The 18,250-nt window shown below is 70.6% G+C and carries 16 protein-coding genes; 8 read left to right on the top strand and 8 right to left on the bottom strand.

Translation table 11 applies throughout. The annotated features are described in order from the left end of the window. Positions 1-64: 64 nt before the first annotated feature. The gene (locus ACTWPW_RS21005; RefSeq protein ID WP_375111843.1) at positions 65-1,285 is read right to left on the bottom strand and encodes a deoxyguanosinetriphosphate triphosphohydrolase; all 1,221 of its coding nucleotides are present in this window, start codon (positions 1,283-1,285) and stop codon (positions 65-67) included. An 80-nt stretch (positions 1,286-1,365) separates the two neighbouring features. Between ACTWPW_RS21005 and ACTWPW_RS21000 the strand changes: the two genes are divergently transcribed. After that, the gene (locus tag ACTWPW_RS21000) at positions 1,366-2,895 is read left to right on the top strand and encodes a M48 family metallopeptidase (RefSeq protein WP_443169663.1); all 1,530 of its coding nucleotides are present in this window, start codon (positions 1,366-1,368) and stop codon (positions 2,893-2,895) included. 71 nt (positions 2,896-2,966) lie between these two features. Here ACTWPW_RS21000 and ACTWPW_RS20995 read toward each other — a convergent pair whose 3' ends face one another. Next, positions 2,967-3,701, bottom strand: coding sequence for a phosphotransferase (locus tag ACTWPW_RS20995; protein WP_443169662.1), 735 nt, complete (start codon positions 3,699-3,701; stop codon positions 2,967-2,969). 199 nt (positions 3,702-3,900) lie between these two features. On the opposite strand from ACTWPW_RS20995, the gene ACTWPW_RS20990 reads away from it, so the two are divergent. Together ACTWPW_RS20990 and ACTWPW_RS20985 are read left to right on the top strand one after the other, a co-directional pair. Next, positions 3,901-4,611 (top strand): protein-L-isoaspartate O-methyltransferase family protein, encoded by a 711-nt coding sequence (locus ACTWPW_RS20990; RefSeq protein WP_375111846.1) that lies wholly within the window; start codon positions 3,901-3,903, stop codon positions 4,609-4,611. Between the two features lie 418 nt (positions 4,612-5,029). Further along, entirely contained in the window at positions 5,030-6,766 is a 1,737-nt protein-coding gene (locus tag ACTWPW_RS20985; RefSeq protein ID WP_443169661.1) for a DUF4832 domain-containing protein, read from the top strand. A 111-nt stretch (positions 6,767-6,877) separates the two neighbouring features. Here ACTWPW_RS20985 and ACTWPW_RS20980 read toward each other — a convergent pair whose 3' ends face one another. Next, positions 6,878-7,612 carry an SDR family oxidoreductase gene (locus ACTWPW_RS20980; protein WP_375111848.1) on the bottom strand — a complete coding sequence of 245 codons (735 nt, stop codon included), beginning with the start codon at positions 7,610-7,612 and terminating at the stop codon, positions 6,878-6,880. A 228-nt stretch (positions 7,613-7,840) separates the two neighbouring features. Between ACTWPW_RS20980 and ACTWPW_RS20975 the strand changes: the two genes are divergently transcribed. The 3 genes from ACTWPW_RS20975 to ACTWPW_RS20965 all read left to right on the top strand — a co-directional run bounded on the left by ACTWPW_RS20975 (position 7,841) and on the right by ACTWPW_RS20965 (position 9,454). Continuing rightward, positions 7,841-8,416 (top strand): TetR/AcrR family transcriptional regulator, encoded by a 576-nt coding sequence (locus ACTWPW_RS20975; protein ID WP_443169660.1) that lies wholly within the window; start codon positions 7,841-7,843, stop codon positions 8,414-8,416. A 5-nt stretch (positions 8,417-8,421) separates the two neighbouring features. Further along, entirely contained in the window at positions 8,422-9,009 is a 588-nt protein-coding gene (locus ACTWPW_RS20970; protein WP_375111850.1) for a GNAT family N-acetyltransferase, read from the top strand. A 106-nt stretch (positions 9,010-9,115) separates the two neighbouring features. Beyond that, positions 9,116-9,454 carry a hypothetical protein gene (locus ACTWPW_RS20965; RefSeq protein ID WP_443169659.1) on the top strand — a complete coding sequence of 113 codons (339 nt, stop codon included), beginning with the start codon at positions 9,116-9,118 and terminating at the stop codon, positions 9,452-9,454. 357 nt (positions 9,455-9,811) lie between these two features. On the opposite strand, the gene ACTWPW_RS20960 is transcribed toward ACTWPW_RS20965, so the two are convergent. Then, entirely contained in the window at positions 9,812-10,153 is a 342-nt protein-coding gene (locus ACTWPW_RS20960) for a TetR family transcriptional regulator C-terminal domain-containing protein (RefSeq protein ID WP_443169712.1), read from the bottom strand. A gap of 480 nt (positions 10,154-10,633) precedes the next feature. On the opposite strand from ACTWPW_RS20960, the gene ACTWPW_RS20955 reads away from it, so the two are divergent. Then, positions 10,634-11,035, top strand: a complete 402-nt coding sequence (locus ACTWPW_RS20955; RefSeq protein WP_443169658.1) for a nitroreductase family deazaflavin-dependent oxidoreductase — start codon at positions 10,634-10,636, stop codon at positions 11,033-11,035. Between the two features lie 179 nt (positions 11,036-11,214). Here the strand turns inward: ACTWPW_RS20955 and ACTWPW_RS20950 are convergent, their stop codons facing one another. Beyond that, complete coding sequence (locus tag ACTWPW_RS20950; protein ID WP_443169657.1) at positions 11,215-11,715, bottom strand: GNAT family N-acetyltransferase; 501 nt, start codon at positions 11,713-11,715, stop codon at positions 11,215-11,217. Between the two features lie 492 nt (positions 11,716-12,207). Next, complete coding sequence (gene ppdK / locus ACTWPW_RS20945) at positions 12,208-14,841, bottom strand: pyruvate, phosphate dikinase (RefSeq protein WP_443169656.1); 2,634 nt, start codon at positions 14,839-14,841, stop codon at positions 12,208-12,210. Between the two features lie 230 nt (positions 14,842-15,071). Between ppdK and ACTWPW_RS20940 the strand changes: the two genes are divergently transcribed. Next, a complete protein-coding gene (locus ACTWPW_RS20940; RefSeq protein ID WP_443169655.1) occupies positions 15,072-16,424 on the top strand; it encodes a cytochrome b in 1,353 nt (450 codons plus the stop codon). Here the strand turns inward: ACTWPW_RS20940 and ACTWPW_RS20935 are convergent. Together ACTWPW_RS20935 and ACTWPW_RS20930 are read right to left on the bottom strand one after the other, a co-directional pair. Continuing rightward, on the bottom strand, positions 16,416-17,585 hold the full coding sequence (locus tag ACTWPW_RS20935; RefSeq protein ID WP_375111856.1) for a sensor histidine kinase: 1,170 nt from the start codon (positions 17,583-17,585) through the stop codon (positions 16,416-16,418). The genes ACTWPW_RS20940 and ACTWPW_RS20935 overlap by 9 nt on opposite strands. Continuing rightward, the gene (locus ACTWPW_RS20930; protein WP_364134313.1) at positions 17,582-18,247 is read right to left on the bottom strand and encodes a response regulator transcription factor; all 666 of its coding nucleotides are present in this window, start codon (positions 18,245-18,247) and stop codon (positions 17,582-17,584) included. Before ACTWPW_RS20930 ends, ACTWPW_RS20935 begins: the two co-directional genes overlap by 4 nt. Positions 18,248-18,250 lie beyond the last annotated feature (3 nt).

Genomic DNA, 18,250 nt, shown 5'->3' with positions numbered 1-18,250 from the left:
GCCCACTGAGGTCGTCGGGAAAGCCGGTTGTGTCAGGCGACCTGGCTCGTTGACGAACCTTTGGTCAGCGGGAGAGCCTCCGGTGCCAGGCCACCGCCGAGGTGTCGGTGAGCGAGGCGATCTGGTCGATCACCACGCGTACGCGGGCGGCGTCGTCCCTGGCCTCCAGGAAGGCCGGCCGGAAGGCGGGCTCCAGCGTGCCGGGGGCGCCGAGGGTGATCAGGGAAGCCAGCTCGGTGATGAGGTCGCGCTGCCTGGCCTGGTTGGCGTTGTGGTCCTTGGTGGTCATGACGTAGTGGGCGGTGACGCCCTTGAGCAGCGCGCACTCCAGCCTGGTGGCGTGCGGGACGACCAGGTCGGCGCGGTGGCGGGAGCCGTACACCTCCTTGGTGGCGGTCTGCGCGGACTGGCAGAAGCGGCCGATGAGGCCGCTGGTGAGCGCCTTGAGGCCGGCCAGGTCGGCCAGCGTGGCCTCGAAGCGGCGGGGCCAGAGCGGGTCGGCGATCAGCTTGGCGAAGACCTCCTCCAGCTCGTTGGGGTCGGCGCCGGGGGCGTACCAGGTGCGGGTGATCTCGCACACCTGGGTGCGCTCGACGGGCGACTGGAGCGCCTCCGGGGTGACGTGGCCGGAGTGCAGGGCGTCCTCGAGGTCGTGCACGGAGTAGGCGACGTCGTCGGCCCAGTCCATGATCTGCGCCTCGAAGCTCACCCGACCCTCCGGCGCCCCTTCCCTGATCCACTCGAACACCGGCAGGTCGTCGTCGTACACGCCGAACTTGGCCGCCTTGTCGCACGTCCACGGGTACTTGATGGAGGCGTCGAGCGCGGCGCGCGTCAGGTTGAGGCCCGCGCTGCGGCCGTCCTCGGTGAGCACCTTGGCCTCGAGCCGGGTGAGCAGGCGCAGGCTCTGCGCGTTGCCCTCGAAGCCGCCGCACGACGACGACAGGGCGTTGAGCGCCACCTCCCCGTTGTGCCCGAACGGCGGATGCCCCAGGTCGTGGGCCAGGCAGGCGGTCTCCACCAGGTCGGGGTCGACACCGAGGGTGGCGCCCATCTCGCGGCCCACCTGGGCGCATTCGAGGGAGTGGGTCAGCCGGGTGCGGGGGATGTGCTGGCCGCCGCCGAGCGTCTCTCCGGGGCCCACGACCTGCGTCTTCGCCGCCAGTCTGCGGAGCGCGGCGCTGTGCAGGACACGGGCGCGGTCGCGTTCGAACGCGGCGCGTTCCGGATTGCCGGGAAGTTCCGGAACCCAACGCTCTTGGTCATGCTCGTCGTAATACGGCATCTGTGAAGTGATTTTATCCAGTTTCATGTCTCCGCTAGTGTCAAGCCTCGCGAGAACCCCTTCCCCGGGAGCCCTCCCCCATGACGACAGCGTTCCGAGCAGTGCTGGCTTTTACCCTGCTCGCCGGCTTCTACGTGCTGGTCGGCCTCATCCTGGCCACCGCGATCTTCATCGACGTCATGCTCCTCGTCGACTTCCACGCCAACACGATCAAGTTCGCCATCGTGCTCACGCTGGCGGCTGGCGCGCTGGTCCGGGCCCTGATCATGGTCAGCCGCCGCCGGAACGGCGAGCAGCCCGGCGTGCCGGTCGGGCGCGAGCACGAGCCGGTGCTGTGGCAGACGGTCGAGGAGCTCGCCCACCGCGTGCGCACGGCCCCGCCGGACGAGATCCGCCTGGTCGCGGAGGTGAACGCGGCCGTGTCGGAGGACACGCGGTGGCTGGGGCTGAGGGCGACGCGGCGGCGGATGTTCATCGGGCTGCCGCTGCTGCAGACGCTCACGGTGGACGAGATGCGCGCGGTGCTCGGGCACGAGCTGGGGCACTACAGCGGCGCGCACACCCGCCTGGGGGCGCCGGTCTACCGGGGCCGCGTCTCGCTCATCGCCACCGTCCGGAGCCTGGGCAACCACCCGTTCATCCAGCGCCTGTTCACCTGGTACGCCAAGCTCTACCTCCGGGTCTCGCAGGCCGTCTCCCGCAAGCAGGAGCTGGAGGCCGACCAGCTCGCCGTCGCGATCGGCGGCCGGCAGGCCATGGCCGGCGCCCTGCGCAAGATCCACTCCACCGCGGTGGGCTGGGACCTGTACGTCAACAACTACCTGGCCTTGACGGGCGCGGGCGGGACCAGGCCGGCGGCGGTGTTCGGGGGCTTCCACGCGCTCATGAGCGACCCCGACCGCCAGGCCGAGCTCGCCAGGCTGAGCGAGCAGCCGGAGGAGGTCTCCCCGTACGACTCCCACCCGAGCCTGGCCGAGCGCCTGACGGCGATCGAGCACCTGCCGGAGCCGCAGCACGTGCCGGACCCGCGCTCGGCCCTGACGCTGCTGCTCGACGCGAACGTGGCCGTGCAGGCGGTCGAGCAGTCGATGTGGTCGCCGGAGGCGCTGGCGACGCTGCGCCCGGTGCCGTGGGAGGAGCTGATCGCGCACGGCATGTACGCCGGCCGCAACGCCGACGCGCTGCACGACCTGGCGGTGGCCGGGCAGCAGGTGATGGGGGCCTCGCGGCCGTACCTGGACGCGGCGTTCGAGGCCATCGCACGGGGGCGCCAGGCCGAGCTGGAGGCGCAGCTGCTGGAGCACGGCTGGAGCCCGTCGGAGACGCTGCTGGCCGGGGTGCTGGGGCAGGCGCTGGAGGCGGTGCTCATCCAGCTCGGCGAGGCCAGGTGGACGCTGTCCTGGTCGGGGCCGGCGCGGCTGCTGTTCGACGACGGGGAGGAGGTGGCGCTGTCGGAGTACGCGGCCCAGGTGGCGGCCAACCCGGCGGCGGTGGGCGGGCTGCGGCGGTGGCTGGGCGACCACGGGATGCGCCACGACTACGTCCCGATCGAGCAGGCCGCCCCCGCGGCGGTGCCCGCGCTGCAGGCCGGCCCGGCGGTGGCACACTAGGCAAGCGCGCGTCCCAGGGCGGCAGGGGCGCAGTGGGGGGCGAGCGCGCGTCCCAGGGCGGCGGTGGCGCACTAGGCGAGGGCGCGTTCGAGGTCGGCGCGGTGCTGGGTGACCCAGTCGTGGGCGGCCCGGACCTGCGCGACCACGCCGTCCGCGCGCAGCCTGACCGCGTGCGGCAGGCCGGCCGCCGCGTCGGCCTCGATGCCGCGCCGGCACCGGTCCTGCCACCACAGGACCGTCTCCACCACCTCGCCCCGTTCCGCCAGGCCGTAGGCGTCGCAGATCACCCGCACCCTCCGGGCCGCCGCGCCCGGCTCCGCGCCGGGCCGCAGGGCGGCGTACTGCCAGCAGACGTGCGCCACGTCGTGGATCCGCCGCCCCGGGCCCGCGATGTCCCAGTCGATGAACGCGACCGGGCGCAGCCCCGCCCCTTCGTCCCGGTAGACGGTGTTCTTCGGGGAGAGGTCGTTGTGGCAGACGACCTCTCCGTCACCGGCCGGCGGCGTGCCGGCGGTCAGGTCGTGGAACTCGCGCACCAGCTCGGCGACCCGCGCCAGGCTCTCGTCGGAGGCGACGGCGTCCGGCTGGACCTCCTCCCAGGCCACGTGGCCGTCCACGTAGCTCAGGATCTCCCGCCCCCGCTCGTCGGAGCCGAGGAAGCGCGGCGCGCCCGGCCAGCCCGCCCGCTCGAACAGGCCGAGCAGGTCATGCACGAACGCGGCCCGTCGCGCGGGCGGGCGGCGGACGGTGTCACCGACGCGGACGACGGCGTTCACGAACCCGCCGGGGAGGTGCGTTTCGGTCATGTGCACCAGCTTGCCCGATCCGCGAGGCCCCCTGATGACGCAATGTTCACGGAAAGTGACTCTATGACATCCGAGCCGAACGGGCATCCGAGTTCGCGCACGGCGAGCGAGCTCCAACGGGTTTTCCCGAGCGCCTTGCCAGGCTGCGATCGGTGGCCATACGGTCACCCTTAGCATTCGCCCGCATAAAGGAGGCGCTGTGAGCAGGCATGACGGCGGAACCCGGCGAGGCTCAGCGATGCTGCCGCACATCGCCTGGCGGCTCGAGTCGATGATCGCGGGAATCGCCGAGCGCCGCCAGCCCGCCACCGGCGCGATCGCGCAGGCGCTGCGGAAGGTGCCCCGCCACTGGTTCGTGCCCTCTCTCGGCCTGGCGCTCGACGACGACGGCGACGCCGTGCCGATCGACCGCGACACCGATCCGCCCGGCTGGTGGGACGCCGTCTACTCCGGGATGCCCATCGCCACCCCGCTGCACCAGGGCGCCGGCGGCGCCGCGTACAGGTGCGTGAACCCGGCCCCCAGCGCCGTCGTCGACCTGCTCGAACGCCTCGATCTCCGCCCCGGGCAGCGGGTGCTCGAAGTGGGGACGGGCAGCGGGTGGATCACCGCGCTGCTCTGCCGGCTGGCGGGCGAGTCGGGGAGCGTGACGTCGATCGAAGAGGACACCGGGGTGGCGGAGGCGGCCGGCCGGAACCTGGCCGCCGCCGGGATCCGCCCGCACCTGGTCGTCGGCGACTGCTCGCGCGGATGCCCGGAGCGCGGGCCGTACGACCGGGTGCTCGCGCTGTCCACCGTGCCGGACCGCTGGGTGGAGCAGACCCGGCCCGGGGCGGTGATCGTCGGCGGGTGCGACGGGGCCGCGCGGCTCGTCGTGACGGCGGGCAACATGGATGGCCACCTCAGGTGAGGAACACCTACTTCCAGCTGCGTGGGAAGTCGGAGCGAATCCGGTAAGTCCTCTTACCGGAAAGGCGACGGACGTGGTCCGCGACGAGCGGGCCGTCCCGGACGGCACGGGTCTCATCGGCGGCCGGTGAGGCGGGGTCCGGCGCGTGCAGGCCGGGGCGGCGCGGGACGCGGTGGTCGCAGTGGGCCTGTCGGGCGCCTCCGTTCGCCGCGCACGCCTGGATCGAGGCCGAGGGCCACCCGATCGGCGAGCCACCGGCCCGGTATGGGCCCACCAGCACCGAGATTAGTGTGGACTCCCTGATTATCGAGGGCCTGCTGTCCGCTTCTTCCGGGCTCCTCCGTCGTGAGGGCTTGACTTAATTCACATGGACTCCATGATTAGTCGCAAGTGATCCGCCGGCTTGCCTAGGAGCCCCATGCCCAAGCTCGCACGCAGTCTCACCCTCCTCCTCTTCCTGTGCGCGTCGGTCCTCGTCGCGCCGTCAGCCGCACTGGCCGCCATCACCGGCCAGTCGGCCACCAACACGGCCACCACCGTGACGTACCAGTTCGGCTACACCGGCAGCCCCGCCTACGCACGCACCTACATCGACACCGACCGCAACCCCGCGACCGGCTTCGCCCAGGGCGGCGTGGGCGCCGACTACTTACTGGAGAACGCCTCCCTCTACCGCCACAACGGCGGCGGCTGGAGCTGGACGCTCGTGGGCGCGGCCACGTACTCCGCCTCCGGCGGGACGGCCAGGTGGACGATCCCCCGGGCGGACATCGGCGAGAGCACCACGCCGAACGACGCCGACCTCGTCTTCCAGGTCGAGTCGCCGCTGGAGACCTCCGCCAAGTACACGCATGTTTACAGTGGGGGCGGCGGTGGCGGCACCGTGACGTACACGTCCACCAACGCCGACTTCGCCAACCCCGAGCGCGGCCTCTACCACCACACCGGCGACTGCGACAAGAACGACTTCGCCCTCGCCACCCTCCAGGGCTACCGCACCAGCCAGAACATCTCGCTGGTCATGTGCGTGTTCTACCTCGCCGAGTTCAGGACCACCCCGATCAGCCAGGCCGCGCTGGACCAGCTGCAGCAGCAGCTCGACACCGTACGGGCGGCGGGGCTGAAGATGGTCCTGCGCTTCGCGTACACCACCTCCACGGACGGCGCCGACGCGGCCAAGGACCGGGTGCTCGCCCACCTCGACCAGCTCGCGCCGTACCTGAGCGCCAACAGGGACGTCATCTACCTCATGCAGGCCGGGTTCATCGGGGCCTGGGGCGAGTGGTACTACACCCAGAACTTCGGCAACGCCGGCACGGTGACCGCGACGGACTGGGCCAACCGGAAGGCCGTGGTCGACAAGCTGCTCAGCGTCCTGCCCTCCACGCGGATGGTGCAGCTGCGCACGCCGAAGTTCAAGCGCACGATGTACTCCACCAGCCCCGTGACCTCCGGCCAGGCCCACAACGGCTCGGCCCTGGCGCGGCTCGGGCACCACAACGACTGCTTCCTGGCCAGCCCCGACGACTACGGCACCTACGAGAACACCGCCGTCGAGTATCCCTACCTGGCCTCCGACACCGCGTACGTCGCCATGGGCGGCGAGACCTGCAACCCCAACCCGCCCCGCTCCGACTGCCCGACGGCCAAGGACGAGCTGTCCCGCTTCCACTACTCCTACCTGAACACCGACTACCACACCGGCGTGCTCGGCTCCTGGAGCACCGGCGGCTGCCTGGCCGAGATCACCCGCAGCCTCGGCTACCGGTTCGCCCTGCAGAGCGGCACGTACCCGGCCACGGCCTCCCGGGGCGGCGGCCTGCCGGTCAGCATCACCCTCAAGAACGACGGGTACGCCTCCCCCTTCAACCCGCGCGGCCTGGAGCTGGTGCTGCGCAACACCGCCACCTCAGCGGTCCACCGCTTCCCGCTCACCGCCGACCCGCGCAAGTGGGCGGCGGGCGCCACCAGCACCATCACGCAGACGGTCACCCTGCCCACGTCGATGGCCGCCGGCACCTACGCGCTGTTCCTCAACCTGCCCGACCCGCAGCTCTCGTCCCGGCCCGAATACTCCGTCCGGCTCGCCAACCAGGGCACCTGGGAGGCCGCCACCGGCCTGAACAACCTCCTGCACACCGTGACCGTGAGCTGACCCGCTCCGGCCCGGTACGTCCTCGGTGACCGGCCCCGCCCGCGCATCCCGGGCGGGGCCGCACCACCGGGCCGCTCACGCCTGGGCGGTGGGTCGTATGACCTGGGTCGCTCACGCCTGCGCGGTGGGCCGCACGACGACCTCACTCACGTCCACCTCGGCCGGCTGCTCGATCGCATACGCGATGGCGCGGGCGACGGCGTCGGGCGAGATGGCGAACGTGTCCCGGGAGACGGCGAGCTCGGCTCGCACCTCCGGGTTCGGCACCCCGTCGATGAACTCCGTACGGATGAAGCCCGGCGACACGATCGTCACCCGCAGCTTGTCGCCGGCCTCCTGCCGCAGCCCCTCGGAGATGACCCGGACGGCCGTCTTCGTCCCGGCATAGACGACCTGATTCGGGACGATCCGGAGCCCCGCCGTGGACGCCACGTTGACGAAGTGCCCGAACCCCTGGCCGCGGAACACCGGCAGCGCGGCCGCGATCCCGTACAGGACGCCCTTGAGGTTGACGTCGATCATCTCGTCCCAGTCATCGACGCGCAGGTCGTCGAGCGGCGAGATCGGCCCGATCCCGGCGTTGCTCACGAGCACGTCGAGCCGGCCGTACCGCTCGCGGGCCAGCCCGACGAGCGCGGCCAGGTCCTCGCGCCGCTTGACGTCCGTACGCACGCAGACGGCCTCGCCGCCCGCCTTCTCGACCCGGCGGACCAGCTCCTCCAGCCGTTCCACCCGGCGCGCCCCGAGCACCAGCCGGGCACCCCGCTCGGCCAGCAGCAGCGCCGTGGCCTCGCCGATCCCGCTGCTCGCGCCCGTGATCGCGACGACCTTGCCGTCGATTCCCATGGTGAGATCCTCTTTCGCATAGACTGAAGAAGCGGAGGCGCCGCCGCTTAGCTTCCACCATAAGTGGGCGCGCCTCCACTTAGCAACCGAGGGAGAGACCGGTTGATGACCGAGGAGATGCAGTGACGCCCGAGGAGACGCAGTGAGCGGGGAAGACGCAGTGAGCGGGGAGACGCAGTGAGCGGGGAGACGCAGTGAGCGGGGAGACGCAGTGAGCGGGGAGACGCAGTGAGCGGGGAGAGCGAGCGGCCACTGCGCGCTGACGCGCGGCGGAACCGGGACAAGATCCTCACCGCCGCGGTCCGCGTGTTCGCGGAAGAGGGCCTGAACGCCCATCTGGAGCGCATCGCCAAGGAGGCCGGGGTGGGCACCGGCACCCTCTACCGCAACTTCCCCACCCGGGAGCTCCTCATCGAGGCCGCCTACCGCAACGAGCTGGCCCGGCTGTGCGAGGCCGCCCCCGACCTGCTGGCCGCGCTGCCGCCGCAGGAGGCGCTGCGCGCGTGGATGGGCCGCTTCATCGACTACGCCTCGGCCAAGCTGGGCATGGCGGAGGCCCTGCGGGCCGTCGTCGAGTCGGGCGTCAACCCGTACGCGCAGAGCCGGGAGATGCTGCTGTCCACCCTGAAGCTCCTGCTGGACGCCGGGGTGGCGGCCGGGGTGATCCGGTCGGACCTCGGACCGGACGACCTGTACGCCGCCCTGGCCGGCGTCGCACTGTCCACGGGCCGGCCGGAGCAGCGGAAACAGGCCGAACGCCTCCTCGACCTCACGATGGACGGCCTGACCACCATCCGACCGTGAGATAAATGGCTGGACGGCGGGCGCCGGCCATCAGGATGATCGGGTGCGTGCACATCGAGTTCCCGAGATTCTCGGCCCGCGACGACACCGAGGCGCTGGTGGATTTCCTGACCGGCGAGGAATGGCCCTTCCACGCGAGCGTCCAGGAGGCGGAGGCGATCAGGCGCCGGGCCGCCGAGGGGCTCTACGACGACGGGGAGAGCCGGACTTTCTGGCTGCTCGCGAACGGGGAGCGGGCCGGGCTGGTGCGCCTGCAGGACCTCACCGACGACACGCCCATGTTCGACCTGCGGGTACGGAAGGCGTGGCGGGGGCAAGGGCTCGGGACGGCGGCGGTCGCCTGGCTGACCTCCTACCTCTTCAGGGAGTTCCCCGAGGTCACGCGCATCGAGGGGAACACCCGGCAGGACAACCACGCCATGCGGACCGTGTTCCGGCGGAGCGGCTATGTGAAGGAGTCGCACTACCGCGAGGCCTGGCCGAGCCCGGACGGGAAACGGTACGACTCGATCGGCTACGCGATCCTGCGCCGGGACTGGCTCTCCGGCACGGTCACCCCCGCCGACTGGAACGACGAGCCTCCGCTTTCCTGATCCCTTCGCGATCGGCTTTCCGCGCTCCCACTCGCCATGACCCTTGCGAGAGCCGCTGGTCACAACTTGGTCGTTCCGGGCCGGGGCGGCGGTCTACGCTGATCACATGGCCCACGCGAAGACGTCCTTCGTCTGCCTGCCCTGCCGCGCCTCGTACAAGCAGCCCTACCCGGCCGGCCCCCGCCACCGGGACCGGCGATGCCCGCGCTGCGCCGAGCCGCTGATCCACGTCGGCTCCGCCTTCGCCGCCCCGCCTCGGCGGGACGCGGCGGCCTGGCGCGTGCTCACTCTCCTGCTGCACGCGGGCGTCCGCTTCCACAAGAGCTGCTGCGGCGGCTCCGGCTACCGCCCGCGCACGCTCGGCGAAGTGCGGGCGCGGATGGCACACGCCCGCAGGACCGGCGAGCCGTTCGCCAAGGCCCTGGTGCGCCACGACCTGCCCTGACCGGGCCTCGCCTCCGGCACCTCTGCACTTGGTCCCTGATCAGACAGTGAGCCAACGCGGCATGAGGGGCACTATGCGACCGGCAAACATCCTGCGGACGGCGGCGACCGTCGGAACCGCGAGCCTTGCGGCGCCAATCATCGGAACGACGGGCACGTCCGGCTTGACTGTGGACGGTCAGGCACTTCTCCAAGGGGCGGCCAGCCTGAGCCAGGCCGGCCACCATGAGATTCTCAGTAAGACGGCCATGTGACGGGCGATCAGGTGAGGGGAACGGCGCCCTTTCCGGCGAGGGTTTCAGCTGAGGCCGTGGGATTCGCCGTCGAGCGCCTTCCTGCTGCTGCCGGGGTCATCGGCTCAGCCCGGTGGCGGCCGGAGCGTGGACGCCGACCCGAAAAGGCGGTCCAGGTAGTAGTCGATGATCGCGGCGGCGGCCTCGTGGCTGCGCTGCCGGCTGAGGACGCTGGAAGTCAGGCCGTTGGCGAGAGCCAGAAGGGCAACAACTTCGGTACGCGGGTCACGATCGGAGTCGATCTCCCCGGCCTGCTGCGCGGCGGCAAGCCGTGCGGTGAGAAAGTTCTCCAGTGCGTTGGGTAGCGTCAGCCCGGCCGCAGCGAGCGCCGGATCGGTGAGGGCAGCGGTGTAGTAGGCGGTCCAAGCCAGCGAGTCCAGGCGGCTCTGCTCGTCGGAGGGAAGAATAGCGCCGGTCGTATCCTAACATCGGGGTTAGGCGACTTGCGGCTTTCGACCACGCCGTGCGCATGGATATCCGTCTGGACGGATCGCAGCCGACCTGAAGCTTCAGATGATCGCTTACACCGGCCATGGGCGTGGAACGGTCCGCCACCGGACCGGTCAGGAATGGAGAAGCAAGGCCAGGGTGCCGCCGCCTAACGTTGGCGACATGGCCGTCGCTCTCCCCTGACGCCAGATCACCGACCAGGGCCGGCGTTCCCGTCGGGTCGCCGCTGACGGCGCGACCCAGCCGTGTGGCCGGCCGGGAACCGGCGTCCGGTACGGCAGGGGCCAGGCGCGGTACGCGGTCGTGCGAGCGCCTCCCGACGGCGTTCGGTGTCGCGAGACGGATGGACTCACCGGAGGTAACCCATGGCCCAGAACCAGCAGGCAAGCAGTCCCGCAGGACGCAAGCCCGGTACGCCCGGGGCGTTCTCACGGTGGATGCAGAACAGGGCGAACGCCCGCATGAACCGCAAGATCCGCCGCGGCAACGGCACCTTCATGGGCATGAACGTGCTGATCCTCAACACGGTGGGCCGCCGGAGCGGGCAGCCGCGGGAAACGCCCGTGGCGTGGTTCGCCGACGGCGAGGACTCCTGGCTGATCGTCGCATCGGGCGGCGGAAGCCGGCACCCGGACTGGCACGCCAACCTCATGGCGCACCCCGACCGGACCTCGATCGAACTGCCCGGCCGCGAGGCCCTGCCGGTGACGCCGCACCGGCTCGACGGCGCCGACCGCGAGGAAGCCTGGCAGCTCATCGCCGCCGCCCAGCCCCGCATCGCGAAGTACCAGAGCAAGTCCGAGCGTCAATACCCGGTGATCCGGCTCACCCCGCGGTGACCGCACCCCATTGACCGCCATCTTGGCCCGGCTATTCCGAAATCCGCACCGCCCCCACGACCTTCTCGATTACCCAGGGAGACGAATTGCTCCGTGTCTTCTCGTCGGTACGGGTTCTCTTGTTCAGGCTTTGACGGCCGGCATCGCCTGAAGCTCCCGGGAACAACTACCTCTCGATGTCACGCTGACTGCCCGTAAAGATGGACCTGCTGGTGCCGGTAGGTGATGTCGCGTAGATGCCGGTGACCGATGCGTTCGGCGACCGAGATGGAGCGTTCGTTTCCGGGCAGGATGAGGGAGATCACCTCGCCGGCTCCGAGTTCCTCGAAACAGTACTGGAGCGCGGCCCGCGCGGCCTCCGTGGCATAACCCTTGCCCCAGTGCTTACGCGCCAGGCACCAGCCGACGCCCAGCCCGGGGAATCCGTACGGCTGCCAAGGTCCGGCGCGGCCGACGAACTCGCCGGTTGCCTTCTCCACCAGCGCCCAGTGTGAGTAGCCACGGATCTCCCGGTGGCCGATGAAGGTGGCCAGGCTCCGCCAGGCATCCGCCGGCGCGGTGCCAACCGACTCTGCGAGCCCTCCGGCTACCTCGGGGTCGGACAGCATGGCTGCGTAGTCGTCGAAGTCCGCTCCGGTGAGAGGGCGCATGATGAGGCGTTCGGTTTCCAGGCGGGTCATGGGTGCCAGTTTGCCGGGGGATGCCGTGGTGGGGGTGTCAATGGTGATCATTGGTGCTGGGTGTGCGGCTTGGCTGTGCCCACGGTTGAGGCTCTCGGGCAGGCGGGCTGTTTGATCGTGCTTGGCGCACGATCCGACCGCTCCCGGGGCTCATGGCGGAGCCGCGAGGCCCGGAGCGGACGGAGCCCGAGCGAAGCGAGGTCCACTCGGGGCGGGCATAGGCGGCCCAGCCGGTAACCACCCCACGGGTGGGGACTGGCGAGCGTAGCGAGCGGGCTTTTCCGGGCGGGCGTAGGGGGCCAAGCCGGTAACCAGCCCACGGGTGGGGGCACGGAGGAAACGCCCGAGCCGAAGGCGAGGACCGCGCAGTTGCGGGGTCGAAGGGGCGGAGCCCCTGGGAGGCAGGGCCCGAGCCATCGCAAGGCGCGCAGCGCCCCCGATGCGAGGTCCTCGCAGTTGGGGCCGGACCCCCAGAGGGGCCCGGAGGGTCTCCTAGCGGGTGTCGGAGTCGGTCTCGGCGAGGGCGGCTCGGCCGGCTTCCAGGCGGGCCACCGGGATGCGGAACGGCGAGCAGGACACGTAGTCCAGGCCCACCTCGTGGCAGAAGTGGACCGAGTCCGGGTCGCCGCCGTGTTCGCCGCAGATCCCCAGGTGCAGGTCGGGTCGGGCCGCGCGGCCCTCGGCCACCGCGATCTCCATCAGGCGGCCGACGCCCTCCCGGTCCAGGGTCTCGAAGGGGGAGACGCCGAAGATGCCCAGGTCGAGGTAGCGGGAGAAGAAGGCGGCTTCCACGTCGTCCCGCGAGAAGCCCCAGGCCATCTGGGTCATGTCGTTGGTGCCGAAGGAGAAGAACTCGGCGGCCTCCGCGATCTGGCCTGCCGTCAGGGCTGCTCTGGGGACTTCGATCATGGTGCCGATCAGGGCCTCGACGCCCACGTCCGCGAGGATCTTGACGGCCTCCTCGCGTACCGCCTCCAGCTCCTGTACGGCCGCCACCAGCGGGATCATGATCTCCGCCTTCGAGCCGGGAACCTCCTTGGCCGCCTGGGCGATGGCCCGCACCTGCATGGTGAACAGGCCGGGGATCACCAGGCCGAGGCGTACGCCGCGCAGGCCCAGCATCGGGTTCTGCTCGTGCAGGCGCTTGACCGCCGTCAGGAGCTTGTGGTCCTTCTCCGTGGCCTCGTCCTTGGCGGCCTTGATCGACAAATCCACGATGTCGGGGAGGAACTCGTGCAGGGGCGGGTCGATCAGGCGGATGGTGACGGGGTCGCCGTTCATGGCCTGGAAGATGCCGGTGAAGTCGGACTTCTGCAGGGGCTCCAGGGCGTCCAGGGCGGCCTGGCGGTCCTCGTCCGTCGCGGCCAGGACCAGGTCCTCCACGAGCTGGCGGCGCTCGCCCAGGAACATGTGCTCCGTACGGCACAGGCCGATCCCCTCCGCCCCGAAGCGGCGGGCCCGGGCGGCGTCCTCCGGGGTGTCCGCGTTGGCCCGTACGCCGAGCCTGCGGGCCCCGTCGGCGTGCCGCATGACGCGGTCGACCGCGCGTACGAGCTCGTCGTCCGGCTCGGCGCCCTCGAAGTACTCGACCACGGCCGAGTCCACGACCGCGACCTCGCCGAGGAAGACCTCGCCGGTCGTCCCGTCGATGGAGATGACGTCCCCTTCGGAGACCACGACGTCGCCGGGGGCGATGAAGCGCTGCTCGGCCGTCCTGACCTCCAGCTCCTCGGCCCCGCACACGCACGTCTTGCCCATCCCGCGGGCCACCACGGCGGCGTGCGAGGTCTTGCCGCCGCGGCTGGTCAGGATGCCCTTGGCGGCGATCATGCCGGCCAGGTCGTCGGGGTTGGTCTCGCGGCGGACGAGGATGACGTCCTCGCCCTGCTCCGAAAGCTCCACGGCCCGTTCGGAGGAGAAGACGGCCTTGCCCACGGCGGCGCCGGGCGAGGCGTTCATGCCCTTGGCGATCTTCTTCTTGGGCGCTCCGCCGTCGAAGCGGGGGAACATGAGCTGGGCGAGCTGGTCGCCGGTGACCCGGGTGACGGCCTCGTCCATGGTGATCAGGCCCTGGTCCACGAGCTGGGTGGCGATGCTGAAGGCGGCCGCCGCCGTGCGCTTGCCGACCCGCGTCTGCAACATCCACAGCTTGCCGCGCTCGATCGTGAACTCGATGTCGCACAGGTCCCGGTAGTGGTTCTCCAGGGTCCGCATGATCCCGAGCAGCTCGTCGTACGAGTCCTTGTCGAGGCGCTCCAGGTCTTCCAGGGGGATGGTGTTGCGGATGCCCGCCACCACGTCCTCGCCCTGGGCGTTCTGCAGGTAGTCGCCGTAGATGCCCTGCCGGCCGGAGCCGGGGTCGCGGGTGAAGGCCACGCCGGTGCCGGAGTCGTCGCCGTAGTTGCCGAAGACCATGGCCATGATGTTCACGGCGGTGCCGAGGTCGGCGGGGATGCGTTCCTGGCGGCGGTAGAGGATGGCGCGCGGGGCGTTCCAGGAGTCGAAGACGGCCATGACGGCCAGGCGCATCTGCTCGCGCGGGTCGGCCGGGAAGTCCTTGCCGGTCTGCTCGCGGACGATCCCCTTGTACGTCTCCACGAGCCCCTGCAGCTCGCCCGTGTCCAGGTCGGTGTCCTGGCGCGTGCCCTTGAGCGCGTCGAGCGCCCGCTCGAAGAGGTCGCCGTCGATGCCGAGGACGGTCTTGCCGAACATCTGGATGAGCCTGCGGTAGGAGTCCCAGGCGAAGCGCTCGTTGCCGCCCGCCTGCTTGGCCAGGCCGTGCACGGACTCGTCGTTGAGCCCGATGTTGAGGACGGTCTCCATCATGCCCGGCATGGAGAACTTCGCCCCGGAGCGCACGCTCACGAGCAGCGGGTCGTCGGTCTGGCCGAGACTCCTGCCGATCTGCGACTCCAGCGCCTCCAGATGCCCGGCGACCTCCTGGTCCAATCCGTCCGGTACGGAGCCTTCCGCCAGGTAGTGGCGGCACGCCTCGGTGGTGATCGTGAATCCAGGGGGAACGGGCAGCCCGAGGTTGGTCATTTCGGCGAGGTTCGCACCCTTACCGCCGAGAAGATCTTTGAGATTCCTGTTGCCCTCGGTGAAGTCGTAAACGTACTTGGCCACCACAGCTCCAATCCAACGCCTCTGTCCCGGACTCTACCGGTGAAATTGATGATGAAACTGCACTCCTCGCTTAGGCAGCTGTTTGTGCTGGTAAACCTAACTCCAGAGGTCTAATCCAATTATACGACCGGGAGATGGAAAATTGGATTAGACCAATTGGTTTACACCAATTCTTGAGAAAGGCGAGCAGGGGGTGCAGAATCGGATCACACCCCCATCAGGAGGCCCCCATGGCCACTCCTACCCAGCCCAAGCGGCGGGCTCGGATAGTCGCCGGTTCCGCGAAGGCGGCCCGCGATTCGGCGATCTACCTCGACGAGCGGCTGCCGTTCGGGCGCTGGCTGCGGCCACAGCTGCGCAAGCTGTTCCCGAGCCACTGGTCGTTCCTGCTGGGCGAGCTGGCGCTCTACTCGTTCGTGCTGCTGGTGCTCACCGGGACGTTCCTGACGCTGTTCTACAAACCGAACCCCGACGTGGCCTACACGTCGGTCGTGGAGATCAGCCTGGAGGTGCGCGGCGGGCTGCTGATGCGGCAGCTGCACCACTGGTCGGCGACCGTGTTCGTGCTGGCGATCGTGGCCCACATGTGCCGGGTGTTCTTCACCGGGGCGTTCCGGAAGCCGCGCGAGCTGACGTGGATGCTGGGGGTGCTGCTGTTCGGGCTGGCGTTGTTCGAGTCGTTCCTGGGCGTCTCGCTGACCGGTGACCAGCTCGCGATGACGGGGCTGCGGCAGGGCCAGGGGTTGCTGCTGTCGGTGCCGCTGGTGGGGACGTACCTGTCGGCGTTCGTGTTCGACGGCGCGTTCCCCGGCCAGGTCATCCCGCGCCTGTTCGTCACGCACGTGCTGCTCGTGCCCGGCATCCTGCTGGCGGTGGTGCCGCTGCACGGGCTCGTCCTCACGTGGCGGCAGAAGCACACCGAGCGCCGCGCCACCGCCGCCGACGAGCGCAAGGTCACCGGCGGGCCGTTCTTCCCGTACTTCGCGGTCAAGAACGGGGCCACGGCGCTGTTCACGATCGGGTTCATCGCGCTGCTGGCCACGCTGGTGAAGGTCAACCCGGTGTGGGAGCACGGGGCGTACCGGCAGGAGGCGCACCCGCCGTCGGCGCAGCCGTTCTGGTACGCGGGGGTGCTGGACGGCGCGCAGCGGATCGTGCCGGGGTGGGAGATCCCGGTCGGCGGGTACGTGCTGCAGGTCGGGCTCTGGATCCCGCCGCTGGTCCTGCTGGCCTTCTTCGGCGTGCTGCTGTTCTATCCGTTCATCGAGCGCCGCTACACCGGCGACGGCGACCACCACCACCTGCTGGACCGGCCCTCGCAGGCCCCGGTGCGCACGGCGCTGGGCGTGGCGGTCATCACGTTCTTCACCACGTTGTGGGCGGGGATGTGGGTGTCGGCGGCTCCGCCCGCGATGCACTCGGCCCCCGGGCTGCCGCCGCCCCCGCCGGCGCCGGCCGCGCTGCTGACCGTCCCGCAGGACACCTACGAGCTGGTCATCGCCGGGCTGCGGGTCGCCGTGTTCGTGCTGCCGGTGCTGGCCTTCCTCATCACCCGCGCGGTCTGCCGCAGGCGGTCAGCCTAGGGGGTTGTCCTCGGGCGGCGTGCCGGGCACGCCGTCGCGGGGCGGCAGCCAGAGCACGAACGTCGCCCCCTGGCCGAGCCGCGAGAACACCGCCACCCGGCCCCCGTGGGACTCCACGATCTGGCGGACGATGGCCAGGCCCAGGCCCGTGTGGCGGTCGCGGCGGCTGGACTCGCCGCGCCAGAAGCGGTCGAACACGCGGGCCTGGTCGGAGTCGTCCAGGCCGGGCCCGTCGTCGCGGACCGCGACCCACAGCCAGCCCTCCCAGCGGCCCGCCGCGACCCGGATCGTGCCGCCCGGCGGCGAGAGGCGGACGGCGTTGGAGAGCAGGTTCGCCACCGAGCGGCGCAGGGCGTCGGCGTCGCCGGTCATCTCCAGCCCGGCGCCCAGGTCACGGGTGATCGTCACCTGGCGGGCGGCGGCCGGGGTGGCGTACTCCTCGCACGCCTCCCCCACCACCCTGGCCAGGTCGAGGTCGGTGTCGGCGAACGCGGTGCCCTGCCGCCTGGCCGTGGCCAGCAGGTCCTCCACGAGCCTGGTCATGCGGGTGGTCGCGCGGTCCACGATGGCCACGGCCCTGGTGCGCTCCTCCTCGCTGGCGTCGGGGGCGGCCAGGACGGCGTCCACGTTGGCCCGGATGATGGTCAGCGGGCTGCGCAGCTCGTGCGAGGCGTCGTCGATGAGCTGGCGCTGCGCGCTGAACGCCTCCTCCAGGCGGTCCAGCATGGTGTCGATCGTGTCGGCCAGGTCCTTCAGCTCGTCGCGCGGGCCGGCCAGCTTGATGCGCCGCTTCAGGTCCGTGGCCTGGATCTCCTCCGTCGTACGGGTGATCGATCGGACCGGCCGCAGCACCCGGCCCGACAGCACCCAGCCGATGCCCAGGCTGGCGACGTAAAGGCCGGCCAGGGTGAGCAGGGAGTAGTTGCGCAGCGTGGCCATCGTCTCGACGTTGACCGCGTTCTCCACCTCCTCCACGAAGACCACCTCGCGCTTGCCCAGGTACTGGTTGCCGCTGTAGGTCTTCGCGAACTCGGTGGTGACCGGGCGCTGGTCGGTGGTCTTGGAGACGGCGAAGTAGATGCCCCCGAGCACGAGCGTGGCCAGCACGAACAGCAGGCCCGAGTAGAGCACGGTGATCCGGAAGCGGATGGTGTGGATCACGTCGGCTCCTTGAGCCGGTAGCCCCGGCTGATCACGGTCTCGATCAGGCCGTCCTCCTGCAGCTTGCGGCGCAGGTTGCCGACCGTGACGCGTACGGTGCTGGTGAACGGGTCGGTGTGCTCGTCCCACACGTGTTCGAGCAGTTCCTCGGCGGACACGACGTGGCCGGGCCTGGTCATGAGGTAGTGCAGCACGCCGTACTCCTTGGGGGTCAGCGCCAGCGACCGGCCGTCGAGCGACACCTCCAGCCTGGCCGTGTCGATCCGCAGACCGCCCACTTCCAGCACCGAGGTGCCGCCTCCGGCCTCCCTGCGCAGGAGCGCCCGCACCCGGGCCAGCAGCTCGGGGAAGGCGAACGGCTTGACCAGGTAGTCGTCGGCGCCCTCGTCGAGGCCGCGGACGCGGTCGTCCAGCCGGTCGCGGGCGGTGACCATGATGATCCGCACTCCCTGCCCCGTCGAGCGCACGGTCCGGCAGAGCTGGAAGCCGTCGCCGCCGGGCAGGTTCAGGTCGAGCAGGACCAGGTCGTAGGTGTTGACCTGCAACTTCTCGTGCGCGGAGGGCGCGTCGTAGGCCGTGTCCACGGCGTAGCCGGCCCGGACGAGGCCCACGCGCAGCGCGTCGACCAGATCCTCCTCGTCCTCAACCACAAGCAGTCGCATGCC

The organism is Nonomuraea sp. KM90, assembly GCF_052246675.1.
Lineage (GTDB): Bacteria > Actinomycetota > Actinomycetes > Streptosporangiales > Streptosporangiaceae > Nonomuraea.
Note: the sequence above shows the minus strand (reverse complement) of the source record. Positions and strands in the feature narration are given on the sequence as shown.

What these genes read in the sequence shown, in the direction of transcription:
- ACTWPW_RS20930 (WP_364134313.1), bottom strand. Translation starts at nt 18,247, where the DNA reads ATGCGACTGCTTGTGGTTGAGGACGAGGAGGATCTGGTCGACGCGCTG.
- ACTWPW_RS20970 (WP_375111850.1), top strand. Translation starts at nt 8,422, where the DNA reads ATGGCTGGACGGCGGGCGCCGGCCATCAGGATGATCGGGTGCGTGCAC.
- ACTWPW_RS20950 (WP_443169657.1), bottom strand. Translation starts at nt 11,715, where the DNA reads ATGACCCGCCTGGAAACCGAACGCCTCATCATGCGCCCTCTCACCGGA.
- ACTWPW_RS20965 (WP_443169659.1), top strand. Translation starts at nt 9,116, where the DNA reads ATGGCCCACGCGAAGACGTCCTTCGTCTGCCTGCCCTGCCGCGCCTCG.
- ACTWPW_RS21000 (WP_443169663.1), top strand. Translation starts at nt 1,366, where the DNA reads ATGACGACAGCGTTCCGAGCAGTGCTGGCTTTTACCCTGCTCGCCGGC.
- ACTWPW_RS20985 (WP_443169661.1), top strand. Translation starts at nt 5,030, where the DNA reads ATGCCCAAGCTCGCACGCAGTCTCACCCTCCTCCTCTTCCTGTGCGCG.
- ACTWPW_RS20995 (WP_443169662.1), bottom strand. Translation starts at nt 3,701, where the DNA reads ATGACCGAAACGCACCTCCCCGGCGGGTTCGTGAACGCCGTCGTCCGC.
- ACTWPW_RS20955 (WP_443169658.1), top strand. Translation starts at nt 10,634, where the DNA reads ATGCAGAACAGGGCGAACGCCCGCATGAACCGCAAGATCCGCCGCGGC.
- ACTWPW_RS21005 (WP_375111843.1), bottom strand. Translation starts at nt 1,285, where the DNA reads ATGCCGTATTACGACGAGCATGACCAAGAGCGTTGGGTTCCGGAACTT.
- ACTWPW_RS20980 (WP_375111848.1), bottom strand. Translation starts at nt 7,612, where the DNA reads ATGGGAATCGACGGCAAGGTCGTCGCGATCACGGGCGCGAGCAGCGGG.
- ACTWPW_RS20940 (WP_443169655.1), top strand. Translation starts at nt 15,072, where the DNA reads ATGGCCACTCCTACCCAGCCCAAGCGGCGGGCTCGGATAGTCGCCGGT.